The sequence below is a fragment of the Pseudomonas fluorescens genome (assembly GCF_902497995.1).
GTDB lineage: Bacteria > Pseudomonadota > Gammaproteobacteria > Pseudomonadales > Pseudomonadaceae > Aquipseudomonas > Aquipseudomonas fluorescens_BK.
Window position 1 is genome coordinate 1 of record NZ_CABVII010000008.1, and the last position, 11,137, is coordinate 11,137.

General features: G+C 60.1%; 10 protein-coding genes. 4 read left to right on the plus strand and 6 right to left on the minus strand.

Features of this window, described 5'->3' with window-relative positions; translation table 11 throughout:
• Positions 1 to 207 precede the first annotated feature (207 nt).
• The gene (locus F8N80_RS11315; protein ID WP_150783874.1) at positions 208 to 609 is read right to left on the minus strand and encodes a lysozyme inhibitor LprI family protein; all 402 of its coding nucleotides are present in this window, start codon (positions 607 to 609) and stop codon (positions 208 to 210) included.
• 226 nt (positions 610 to 835) lie between these two features.
• On the opposite strand from F8N80_RS11315, the gene F8N80_RS11320 reads away from it, so the two are divergent.
• Complete coding sequence (locus F8N80_RS11320) at positions 836 to 1,324, plus strand: SRPBCC family protein (RefSeq protein WP_150745385.1); 489 nt, start codon at positions 836 to 838, stop codon at positions 1,322 to 1,324.
• A gap of 640 nt (positions 1,325 to 1,964) precedes the next feature.
• On the opposite strand, the gene inhA is transcribed toward F8N80_RS11320, so the two are convergent.
• Positions 1,965 to 2,660 carry an isonitrile hydratase gene (gene inhA / locus F8N80_RS11330; protein ID WP_150783876.1) on the minus strand — a complete coding sequence of 232 codons (696 nt, stop codon included), beginning with the start codon at positions 2,658 to 2,660 and terminating at the stop codon, positions 1,965 to 1,967.
• A 91-nt stretch (positions 2,661 to 2,751) separates the two neighbouring features.
• Here inhA and F8N80_RS11335 point away from each other — a divergent pair, with 91 nt between their 5' ends.
• On the plus strand, positions 2,752 to 3,729 hold the full coding sequence (locus tag F8N80_RS11335) for a GlxA family transcriptional regulator (protein ID WP_150783877.1): 978 nt from the start codon (positions 2,752 to 2,754) through the stop codon (positions 3,727 to 3,729).
• Positions 3,730 to 4,053: 324 nt separating this feature from the next.
• Here the strand turns inward: F8N80_RS11335 and F8N80_RS11345 are convergent, their stop codons facing one another.
• The 4 genes from F8N80_RS11345 to idi all read right to left on the minus strand — a co-directional run bounded on the left by F8N80_RS11345 (position 4,054) and on the right by idi (position 8,522).
• Positions 4,054 to 5,880, minus strand: a complete 1,827-nt coding sequence (locus F8N80_RS11345; RefSeq protein ID WP_150783879.1) for a glycoside hydrolase family 15 protein — start codon at positions 5,878 to 5,880, stop codon at positions 4,054 to 4,056.
• On the minus strand, positions 5,873 to 6,673 hold the full coding sequence (locus F8N80_RS11350) for a glucose 1-dehydrogenase (RefSeq protein WP_150783880.1): 801 nt from the start codon (positions 6,671 to 6,673) through the stop codon (positions 5,873 to 5,875). The genes F8N80_RS11345 and F8N80_RS11350 overlap by 8 nt, the downstream gene beginning before the upstream one ends.
• Positions 6,674 to 6,813: 140 nt before the next feature.
• Positions 6,814 to 7,797, minus strand: a complete 984-nt coding sequence (locus tag F8N80_RS11355; protein WP_150783881.1) for a terpene synthase family protein — start codon at positions 7,795 to 7,797, stop codon at positions 6,814 to 6,816.
• Positions 7,798 to 7,958: 161 nt separating this feature from the next.
• Positions 7,959 to 8,522: an isopentenyl-diphosphate Delta-isomerase gene (idi, locus tag F8N80_RS11360; protein ID WP_150745378.1), complete on the minus strand. Its 564-nt coding sequence runs from the start codon at positions 8,520 to 8,522 to the stop codon at positions 7,959 to 7,961.
• A 388-nt stretch (positions 8,523 to 8,910) separates the two neighbouring features.
• Here idi and F8N80_RS11365 point away from each other — a divergent pair, with 388 nt between their 5' ends.
• Positions 8,911 to 10,083, plus strand: coding sequence for an MFS transporter (locus F8N80_RS11365; RefSeq protein ID WP_150783882.1), 1,173 nt, complete (start codon positions 8,911 to 8,913; stop codon positions 10,081 to 10,083).
• A gap of 186 nt (positions 10,084 to 10,269) precedes the next feature.
• On the plus strand, positions 10,270 to 11,004 hold the full coding sequence (locus F8N80_RS11375) for a thioesterase II family protein (protein WP_150745376.1): 735 nt from the start codon (positions 10,270 to 10,272) through the stop codon (positions 11,002 to 11,004).
• Positions 11,005 to 11,137 lie beyond the last annotated feature (133 nt).

Genomic DNA, 11,137 nt, shown 5'->3' on the forward strand with positions numbered 1-11,137 from the left:
ACCACGCAAGCACTGGTGATACTGGCTCGCAAACTCGCTCGAATCGTATTCGCCCTACTGAAAGGGCAGAGCGAATACCAACCGAAAGCAGGTTGAGGCTTCCCCTCAACCATAGAATCTCCCACAGGGTATGAGTTGTTCAAACGAACACCGATAACCTGTGGGAGCGGGCTTGCCCGCGATGATGCCCTGACAGACGCTAGAGAATCAGGCCCCCGGCACCGGACAACTCAAATCCCCCTCCTGACACTTCAAGTAATTCTTGAACGTCTCCACCCGCGCCTTGGTCAGGTCAGTGATGCAATTGCTGAAGATCAGCGGATACACACTGCCACCCCCCACCCCGGACGCCGAGAACTTGCACTCGGCATCCCGAAAAGCGATCCACGCGCGCTGAGCACTGACCATGAGTTTTTTGCTATCCGGATTGGCCGTCAAGCGCGCAGTGATCTGCTGGTACAGCGCATTCAATTCCTTGTCCGCCGCCTTGTGCTGCTGCGCCGCGCACTGGTTCATCGTCGCCTGATCCGCGGCATTGTCGCAGTCCACGGCATGGGCAAGGGAGGTGAGCAGCAAAGGCGACAACGCCAGAAGAACGCGTGGGTGCATGGAGATTCTCGCTGCGGGCATGGACATAGAGGGCAGTGTAGCCAAGCAGGTGGCCAACCCCTAGTTTCCCCCCTGTGCTGTAATGAGAAGTGCAAGGAAATTGCGAACTTACCGCCGTAAATGCAGCCAAATACTACAGACAGGGTTGCTTGCGCAGCCCGATTGATACAACTTAGGGTTGGTCTTGTGGTCTTACAGGCCTACTGTTCAGTACAGGAGGTGACTTATGAATCCAGCATCAGATCGCATCGAAAGGAAGATCCTGCTCAAATCGCCGCGTTCGCACGTGTGGCGTGTGCTGGCCAATGCCGAAGCGTTCGGCCAGTGGTTTGGCGTAGCGTTGGAAGGCAAGCGTTTTGTCGCCGGTGAGTGGACCCAGGGGCAGATCACATACCCAGGTTACGAGCACTTGCTGTGGAATGTACTGGTGGAGCGGGTCGAGCCGGAGCGGGTGTTTTCGTTTCGCTGGCACCCGTATGCCGTGGAGCCGGAAGTCGATTACTCCCAGGAACCCACCACGCTGGTGAAGTTTGAACTCGAGGACATGGATGAGGGCACCTTGCTCAAGGTCACCGAGTCCGGGTTTGATCACATACCGCAGTCGCGCAGGCTCAAGGCATTCCGTATGGACAGCCGTGGCTGGGATGAGCAAATGAGCAATATCGAAGAGTTTCTGAAAGTCAGCGCCAAGGCTCGCGAGCATCAGCAAGAGTGAGGGCGAAATGTCCGGACCCCAGGCTGGCCGATCCGCGGGTATAGCGAATGTCCTACACGCGATAGTAACGATATCGTCTATCAAGGATTGGATCCGAAGCGTAATATCACCTCATCAACTGAAGCACAGGAAGTGCTTCAGGATCATGGATGATCGGCCATCAGCAAGGATTCGCTATCGACAGGGAGTCGACGATGGTCTTGGGAAAAACCCGCTTCGGCGGGTTTTTTGTCGTCTGCCGAAAATGCGGGATCACCGTCCCTGTAGGAGCGAGGCTTGCCCGCGAAGAACGATAACGCGGTCGCTCTGATACACCGCATTGCCTGCTTCGCGAGCAGGCTCGCACACATGGGTCGCGGGCGATTCAGGTCCCGGATGGTCAATCGCTTACACCAGAGCGCTGGTATGTCCTCTGTTTATGCTTCATCCAAGCGCTTATTCTGGACCCATCAACTGAGTAGCAGGATGCACTCAGGATCACGGATGATCGACCATAGGCCTGGATGGCCGCAGACAGGATGTCGCCATGGTCTTGAGAAACCCGCTTCGGCGGGTTTTTTTGTCGGCGATGGAAAGTCCGCTTTGCATCGCTCTGGCCCAAGAGCGCCGACAGCCATGACTGACTGCCGGCCGGAATGGATCAGCGTGCCGACATCCGATCGAGCTTCGCGGCTGCTCGCGCAGTGATTTCGCAGCGTAATTTCAACGAACCGGCCGCCCGTTGCCGGGCTTGCTCCAGCACGCTGCCCGGAGCGGTTTCGGGACTACCGCAAGCGAACGGCGGTGCCGGCGCGTATTCCAGCTGCAGTTGCACCAGCTGCGCCGTGTCCTTATCGAACAACTCAGCCGCCAGGGTCAGGGCAAAATCGATCCCCGCGGTAATTCCGCCACCGGTCAACAGATTGCCGTCGCGCACGACCCGATCCTTCACCGCGATTGCGCCCAGTGGCTCAAGCAGCTCGTGATAAGCCCAGTGAGTGGTGGCGCGCTTGCCTTTCAACAGGCCTGCGGCGCCGAGCACCAGTGCGCCGGTGCACACCGACGTGACATAACGCGCATTAGCCGCCTGGGTCCTGATGAACGCCAGCGTTTCGTCATCCTCCATCAACGGCCCGACGCCACTGCCGCCGGGAACGCAGATCACATCCAGTGCCGGGCAATCGTCGAAGGTCACGGTCGGTTTCAGCACCAGGCCGGTGCTCGCGGTGACCGGCATCAGGTCCTTCCAGATCAAATGCACCTTCACGTCCGGCAGCGAGGCCAGTACGTCGTAAGGGCCGGTCAGGTCCAGTTGCTGAACCTGGGGAAACAACAGAAAACCGATCTGCAACGTCATGGTGTTTTTTCTCATGAAGTGGGTGGACGGCTTAAATTTAGGCTCGTAGGATTTGGCGCATACGCCAATCAACCCACGAATTACGCCAGACATGCCTAAAGCCATTCATGTGCTTGCCTTCGCCGACGTGCAACTGCTCGATGTGACCGGGCCGTTGCAGGTATTCGCCTCGGCCAACGACATCGCCCGCCACAAAGGCATGGCGCTGCCTTATGCGCCGACGGTGATCGCCAGCGGCGGTGGAGCGGTGATGTCGTCGGCGGGGTTGGCGTTGCTGGCCGAGCCGTTACCGGAGGAGGCCAGTGACACCTTGATCATCGCCGGTGGCTGGGGTGTGTATGCAGCGGCGCAAGATACGTCGCTGGTGGCGTGGGTGCGTGAGCATGCGAAGGGATGTCGCCGGGTGGCATCGGTGTGCACCGGGGCGTTTTTGCTGGCAGCCAGCGGCTGGCTCGATGACCGGCGAGTGGTGACCCACTGGACCCGCTGCGAGCAGTTGGCGCAGCAACATCCACGCCTGCGGGTCGAGCCCAATCCGATTTTCATCAACGACGGTCCGGTATGGACCTCGGCCGGCGTCACTGCCGGTATCGACCTGGCGCTGGCCATGGTCGAAGAAGACCTCGGTCGCACTATGGCGCTGGAAGTCGCCCGGCAACTGGTGGTGTTTCTCAAGCGTCCGGGCGGTCAGTCACAGTTCAGCGTGACCTTGTCCTTGCAGAAGGAAGGCAACCGTTTCGACGATCTTCACGCCTGGATCAGCGAAAACCTCAGCATGGACCTCGGCATCCCGACCCTGGCCTTGCAGGCCGGCATGAGCGAGCGCAGCTTTGTCCGCCACTACCGCGCCGACACCGGCCAGACCCCGGCGCGGGCGATCGAACTGATTCGGGTCGAGACCGCCCGACGGTTGCTCAGCGATACCGGACTGCCGATCAAACGAGTGGCGGTGCAATGCGGGTTCGGTAGCGAAGAGACGCTTCGGCGCAGTTTCCTGCGCGCCATGGGCGTGACGCCGCAAGCCTATCGCGAGCGGTTTTGCGTCAGCCCTTCAACCGATCCGGCGTAAAGGTCACCACCATTTTGGTCCTGGAACAGATCAATGCCCGATCTTCACTCAGATCAATATCCAGATCCTCCCCACGAAACCCCTGCCATTGGGCGAGGTACTTGAGGGAGCCGTATTTTTTCGAGTTTCCTACAAGCCGCGTCGTAAAAAGCGACGTTTCTGGCACGTTTTAGCGGACAGTGGCATTCAGTTGGTTTTCTGTTGAGGCTGATGGCCTCTTCGCGGGCAAGCCATGCTCCCACAGGGTTTGTGTCGAACACGCTATGTGCGAACGACGTAAAACCTGTGGGAGCGTGGCTTGCCCGCGAAGGGGGCACCTCGGTCTCACGGCTGCCAGTAATTCTTCACCCCACTCAATTTCCGATCCAGAAAACACGCCGCGCTGATCAGCGCCAGATGCGTCAGCGCTTGTGGTGTGTTGCCCAAGTGCCGGGCATGGCTGTCGAATTCTTCGGCATACAACCCCAGCGGATTGGCAAACCGCAGCAGTTGTTCAAATTCCAGATGGGCCTTCTCCACCTGTCCGGCGCGGGCCAGGCATTCGACGTACCAGAAGGAGCAGGCGGCGAAGGCGCCTTCGGTGCCGGCGAGGCCGTCGATCTGGCTGTCTTCGTTGCGGTAGCGATAGACCATGCCGTCGCGCACCAGGGTTTTTTCGATGGCTTGCAGGGTCGACAGCCAACGCGGATCCTTGGCGCTGACGAAGCGCACCAGGGGCATCAGCAGCATCGAGCCGTCGAGGGCGGTGCCACCGATGTGCTGGACGAAATGCCCACGTTCCTCGTTCCAGAAATTTTCCCAGATGTCGGCGTAGATTGCCTGTCGGGTCTGGTCCCAGCGGGCGAACGGGGCCGGCAACGAGCGTTTGGACGCGAGGCGAATCGCGCGGTCCAGCGCAACCCAGCACATCAGTCGCGAGTGCAGGAAGTGATGTTGTTCGCCACGCATTTCCCAGATGCCGACATCCTTTTGGTCCCAGGTCCCGCAGACTTGATCGACCACTTCCACGGCGTGTTTCCAGCCCTCGTGGGAGATGGCGTCGCCGTATTTGTTGACCAGGTACACCGCGTCCATCAGTTCGCCGAAGATGTCGAGCTGGATTTGATCATAAGCTTGATTACCGATGCGCACCGGCACCGCGCCGCCATGGCCGGACAGGTGCGGCAGTTCGGTTTCCGGCAATTGCTGGCGACCGTCGATGGCGTAGAGGATGTTGATTTTCATCGGCTTGCCCTGGCAATCGCTGACCCGCCCGCGCAACCAGCGCATATAGTCGTTGGCTTCCTGGACGAAGCCCAGGCGCATGAAGGCGTAGACCGTGAATGACGCATCGCGGATCCAGGTGTAGCGATAGTCCCAGTTGCGTTCGCCGCCGGGCGTTTCCGGCAAGCCGAAGGTAGCGGCAGCGAGGATCGCCCCGTGTTTGCGTGAGGTCAGCAGCTTCAGCGCCAGGGCCGAGCGATTGACCATTTCTCGCCAGCGACCTCGGTAACTGGATTGAGCTGACCAGTCGCGCCAGTACTTCAGGGTCCGTTCCAGGCACAGAGTGGCGCCGCCTTCCTTGAAGCGCGGATCGTCGATGCCGCCGAGCAGGAACTCGGCACTCTGGCCCTGTTCGAGGCTGAACTCGGCCACCGCTGCGTTGCCGTCGATACGTAAAACCTGATCCGAAGACAGGCGCAGGGATGGCTGGTCGGCAGCCTCGAAGGTGACGTGTTTGTCATCCATGCGCGCGCGGGTCCGGGCGCGCGCGTAGTCGTGCCGCACGGCGCAACGCATATGAAGGGTGACCCGGCCACTGACTACCCGCACTCGCCGCATCAACACCGGTAGATCATCCTCGCTGTCGCCGATGGGTAGCAGGTCGGTGACTTCCACCACCGCGCGGTCGCTGAGCCAGCGGGTTTGCAGCACGTTGGTGTCGGGCAGGTAAATCTGTTCGCAGCGGGCGTCGGGCAGGTCCGGCGCCAGTTGGAAAATGCCGGCCTCGGGCGTATCCAGCAGCGAGCAGAAGATCGAAGGGCTGTCGAACTCCGGCCAGCAGAAAAAGTCCACGCTGCCCTTGTCGTTGACCAGCGCCGCGCTGCGCATGTCGCCAATGATGCCGTGGGCGTCGATGGCGCTTTGTCGTTCAAGATGATGATCAGCCATTGCCGCGAAACTCCGGGTAGAGGCTCATGCCGCCGTCGATGAACAGGGTGGTGCCGACGATATAGTCGGAGGCATCGGAGGCGAGAAACACCACCGCGTTGGCGATGTCCTCGACCTCGCCGACCCGGCCGTAGGGGATGAGTCTGAGCAGTTCCTGCTCGGCGCCGCCTGCAGTTTCGCAACGGTTGATCGCGGTGCGAATCGCCCCCGGCGCGATGCCGTTGACGCGGATGCGCTGGTGGCTGACTTCCTGGGCGAGGGTTTGCATCAGCATGTCGACGCCGCCCTTGGACGCGGCGTAATTGACGTGACCGGCCCAGGGGATTCGCTGGTGCACCGAACTCATGTGGATGATCTTGCCGGCGGCCCGGGACACGCCTTCGCGGATACCTTGTCGATTGAAAATCCGTAGCGCGGCGCGGGCGCAGAGGAACTGCCCGGTCAAGTTGACGCCGATCACCTGGTTCCAGTCGGCGAGGGTCATGTCCATGGTGGCGGCGTCTTTCTGCATCCCGGAATTGGCCACCAGAATGTCCAGACAACCGAAGGCGTCGAGGGTTTGTGCAAACAGCCGTTCGACGTCCTCCTCTTTGGAAACGTCAGCACCGATGGCGATGGCGCGACCGCCTTCATGATTGATCTGCCGGGCCAGTTCTTCGGCAGGTTCGGCCTGGGAATGGTAGTTGATCACCACCGCGGCACCGGCGGTGGCCAACGCTTTGGCAGCCGCGGCGCCGATGCCGGAGCTGGCGCCGGTGATCAGGGCGATTTGTCGGTCGAGGGAAATCCGCATGAGCATTGCGCCTTGAACTGAGGGCCTAACTAGCTGACTGGCGAGCTGCAGACAGAGTTCAGGTCGAAAAATGAAAAGATTTTCAGTGGCCGATGTCTGCAAACCACAATAGCCCCTCCCGAGCGGGCGCTCGATGCCGATCAGCGCTCGGTGCGATTCAGTGGAATCGGTTCAACCTGGTATCGCGCGCTGTGTTTGTGCCATTCCCAGTTCCCAGCGATCCATGCTTTCAGGCCCGTGAGGTAGCGTTTGAGCAAGGGCGTTGCGCTGATCAGCAGTGTGCGCTCTGCGGCTTCGTAATCGCACATGACATCGTCGTGAATATCGGCAATGTGATCGATCGCCTGTTGCAGGGTGCAATTGTGTCGGGTGGCAAGCAGGTAAGGCAGCTTGAACTCTCCCACCTCGTTCGCGTGTTCCTTATAGGCAGAGTAAAGGTCGTTGACCAGTGTCGTCGCGAGGGACGCCAGTGCGGTGATGCGGTGGACCTCGGGTTGTGAATACAGGTTGGCCGGTACCTCGTACCCGCCAATCGAATCGATCAATACCAGGCAAGGCCAAAAGCTGTTGACCTGTCTGCTGGCCAGATATTCCGCAATTGTCGGTTTGGTGCCGTAGATGCGCCAGGCACCTTCGGCGGCCATGGTCACAAACATGGCGATGCTTATCTGGCGAACCCGCGCGACCTGTGATGGCGTGCAGAACTGTTCAACGCGCTTCATGTAAGCGCGCAGCCCCACCAGAACCGGGTCGCTATCGAGTTGGCGATCCAGGTCCGTGTCGAATGGGCGAGGCAGGTAGACCGGGTCCATGGCTGCGATGGCAAACGAAAGGCGAGGGGCGACCGTTTCGGGGCTACAGCCGAGCGAACGGTCATCGCAAAAATGATCATCGACCGCGAACAGCGCCGCGAGGCACTGGCCCTGCAGCAAGAGTCGCTCAGGATCGTCCGTATCCGCATGACAAAGCATGGCGTAGCGACCGAAGTCCGAATCACGGATTTTATCGAGCTTGCCGGCAAAGATCCCGATGCCCTTGACCCAGGACATCAGTCGATCATTGACCTCCTTTCCGAGTGCTTCATCGATTCGCAGCGGGGGCGGACAGCGCAGCGGGCGCACCACAAAAGGTGCAAGCGTCAGCGCGGGAGCGCCTGCCACCAGGGTCGGCTGATGAGTCATGGGGATCTCCTTTCTTCAGCGGCAGTCTGTATGAGTCACCAGGTTCAAAGTGTTGGTGTGAGTTGCGGTGAATATCGTGTCGGGTATTCGCCGCGCGCAAACGATTAGTTATCGCAGCCGGATTTAAGCGCCGTCTGTGCCAATCGCTTCCAGCCCTTTAAATCGGCAGGACTGGTGGTTTCAAATATCCGGCGGAACCAGATGCTGAACGTGTCGGGGGCAGCCGCAATGCGGGCAGGAATTTGCGAGAGCTCCAACCATTGCCAGCTGTGAGCCTCTTCGGGATTGGCTATGGGGTCGGTATGACTGATGCCGGCGAAGACATGGTCGTACTCATGCTCGATGAGCTGGTTTGACACCTGTTCGTGATAGAGCAACGTGGCAACTTCGTGCAGGGGACAGGTCAGGCCCATCTCCTCCTGCAGACGACGTTGCGCGGCCGCCATCGTCCGTTCGCCAGGCCGGGGATGGCCGCAACAGGCATTCGTCCACAGCCCTTGAGAATGGTACTTGCCCAAAGCGCGTTGTTGCAGCAGGACGCGGTCGTCCTGATCAAAAATGAAAATGGAAAAAGCGCGATGCAGCAGGCCTTGCTGGTGAACCTGCAGCTTGGGGGCGTAGCCCCGTTTTCGATCGTGCGTATCGACCAGAATGAGTAACTCTTCCATAGCTGGACTCCGTTGTGTCTTCGCTACTGGGTGTTACTGCTGACCGACTGCGTAGTGAAAATAAGATAGGTCTCGGGCAAAAAATTAGTTGTAGATGTTCGAGAAATCAAGCGTCTACTTAGATTGTTTGGATGTTGAGTGAGGCCATTTTTCGCTTCTACGAATTTATGTAATTTGTAGAGTTCTAGGGGAAGTTGCTCGCATTGCTTTTTAAATGCTTGAAAGTACTGGGCGGTCATTGCCGTGCATAGGTCAGGTGTGCATCGCAACGCCAGCGTTCGGGGCTGACACGGTGCGGGCGTGCCATTAACAGTCAACCAACAATTACCTGCTTTCCCCTTGATCAACCCTATGGCAACTTGCAGGCCCTTGATGAGAGCTGCAACCTATGCCAAACCCCTATAGCCAGCTGTTCAACGCCCCAGGCGCCCGGGCTTTTGTGCTGGCGGGCATGATCGCGCGCATGCCCATCTCCATGACCGGCATCGGCCTGATCACCATGCTTTCACAGTTGCAGGGTGGCTACGGGTTGGCCGGTGCGGTGGCCGCCACGTTTGCCTTGGCCACGGCATTTTGCGCGCCGCAGGTTTCGCGTCTGGTGGACCGTTTCGGGCAGCGGCGCATTTTGCCGATCTCGGCGCTGGTCGGTGGCGGGGCGTTGTTGCTGGTGTTGCTCTGCACCCGCCTGCAGGCACCGAACTGGACCTTGTTCCTGTTCGCCGCGCTGGCCGGTTGCATGCCGAGCATGTCGGCGATGGTGCGGGCCCGCTGGACCGAGTTGTATCGTGGCCAGCCTGAGCTGCAAACCGCCTATGCCCTGGAGTCGGTGCTCGACGAGGTCTGCTTTATCGTCGGGCCGCCGCTGTCGGTGGGCTTGTGCGTGGTGGCGTTTCCCGAAGCCGGGCCGTTGGCGGCGTTGCTGATGCTGGCGATCGGCGTCACCGCGTTTGTGTTGCAACGCGACACCGAGCCGCCCGTGCATCCCCATGAAGCACATCATCAAGGTTCGATCATTCGTTCCAGCGAGATTCAATGGCTGGTGCTGTTGATGGTCGCCATGGGCACCATCGTTGGTGTGATCGATGTGGTCAGCGTCGCCTTCGCCCAGCAGCAGGGCCAACCGGCGGCGGCGAGCATTGTGCTGTCGGTGTACGCGATTGGCTCGTGTATGGCGGGATTGGCTTTCGGGGCGTTGCGTTCGAAGGTGCCGTTGCCTCGGTTGTTTCTGTACGGCGGGGTGGCGACGGCGGTAACCACCTTGCCGTTGCTGCTGGCGGCGAACATTCTTGGCTTGTCGCTGGCGGTGTTCGTGGCCGGGCTGTTTTTTGCGCCGACCTTGATCGTTGCGATGGCCCTGGTGGAGCAAATCGTCCCGCCGGCCAAGCTCACCGAAGGCCTGACCTGGTTGGTGACCGGGTTGAGTATCGGCGTGGCGATCGGCGCGGCCAGTTCGGGGTGGCTGGTAGATGCCTTTGGCGCCCGTAGCGGGTTTTGGGTGGCGATTGCGGCCGGCGCCGTGGTGCTTGGTTCGGCGGTGCAAAGCTTTCGCCACTTGAAATAGAGATCAAATTGTGGGAGCGGGCTTGCTCGCGAAGGCGGTGGGTCAGTCGATACCAGTGTCGACTGACCCACCGCCTTCGCGAGCAAGTCGGATCGCCGCACCGCCGCTCCCACATTTGGATCTTCGACTAATTCAAGTCCTGCCTCATCCGTTCTCCTATACAGACAACTTTTTGAGGTAAGCCCGGTGACCCAGCTGACATTGCTGTGCCTGCCCTATTCAGGCGCGAGCGCCATGGTCTACAGCCGCTGGCGGCGCAAACTGCCGGAGTGGCTGAAACTGCAGCCGGTAGAGTTGCCCGGGCGTGGTGCGCGGTTTGGCGAACCCTTGCACACCGACATGCGGCGCCTGGCGCTGCAACTGGCCCATGAACAAAAAGCCACACTCAGGGCACCCTACGCTTTGTTCGGTCACAGTCTGGGCGCGTTGCTGGCTTGTGAAATGGCCCACGCCTTGCGCTCGCTGGGCTGTCCGGAGCCGGTGGCGCTGTTCGCTTCGGGCACGGCCGCGCCGACGATGCGTGCCGACTACGATCGGGGCTTCGCCGAACCGAAAACCGATGCCGAGCTGATCGAGCAATTGCGTACCCTCAACGGCACCAGCGAAGAAGTGCTGGCCAACGAAGAGCTGATGAGCCTGACGCTGCCGGTGCTGCGGGCGGACTTTCTTCTCTGCGGTCGATTCGAGCCCATTCAGCGACCCTCGCTCAAGTGCCCGGTCCACGTGCTCGGCGGTACGACTGACCGGGCCACTACCGAGCAGTTGATCGGCTGGAGCAAGGAAACCCGCGGCAGTTTTTCCGTGGACATGCTGGCCGGCGGGCACTTTTTCATCCATGAGCACGAGGCCAAGGTGTTGCGGGTGATCAAGGACCAGCTGGAAGGTCATCATCGGCGGCATGCCATGCCCGCCAGCGCCTGACCCAAAATTTCGAACATCACTCAACCCCTGTGGGAGCGGGCTTGCCCGCGATAGCGGTCTGTCAGTCAGATGCATATTGAATGTGCCGCCGCTATCGCGGGCAAGCCCGCTCCCACAATGTTTTTTTATCGGC

What these genes read in the sequence shown, in the direction of transcription:
- F8N80_RS11320 (WP_150745385.1), top strand. Translation starts at nt 836, where the DNA reads ATGAATCCAGCATCAGATCGCATCGAAAGGAAGATCCTGCTCAAATCG.
- inhA (WP_150783876.1), bottom strand. Translation starts at nt 2,660, where the DNA reads ATGACGTTGCAGATCGGTTTTCTGTTGTTTCCCCAGGTTCAGCAACTG.
- F8N80_RS11335 (WP_150783877.1), top strand. Translation starts at nt 2,752, where the DNA reads ATGCCTAAAGCCATTCATGTGCTTGCCTTCGCCGACGTGCAACTGCTC.
- F8N80_RS11350 (WP_150783880.1), bottom strand. Translation starts at nt 6,673, where the DNA reads ATGCGGATTTCCCTCGACCGACAAATCGCCCTGATCACCGGCGCCAGC.
- idi (WP_150745378.1), bottom strand. Translation starts at nt 8,522, where the DNA reads ATGGAAGAGTTACTCATTCTGGTCGATACGCACGATCGAAAACGGGGC.
- F8N80_RS11315 (WP_150783874.1), bottom strand. Translation starts at nt 609, where the DNA reads ATGCACCCACGCGTTCTTCTGGCGTTGTCGCCTTTGCTGCTCACCTCC.
- F8N80_RS11365 (WP_150783882.1), top strand. Translation starts at nt 8,911, where the DNA reads ATGCCAAACCCCTATAGCCAGCTGTTCAACGCCCCAGGCGCCCGGGCT.
- F8N80_RS11345 (WP_150783879.1), bottom strand. Translation starts at nt 5,880, where the DNA reads ATGGCTGATCATCATCTTGAACGACAAAGCGCCATCGACGCCCACGGC.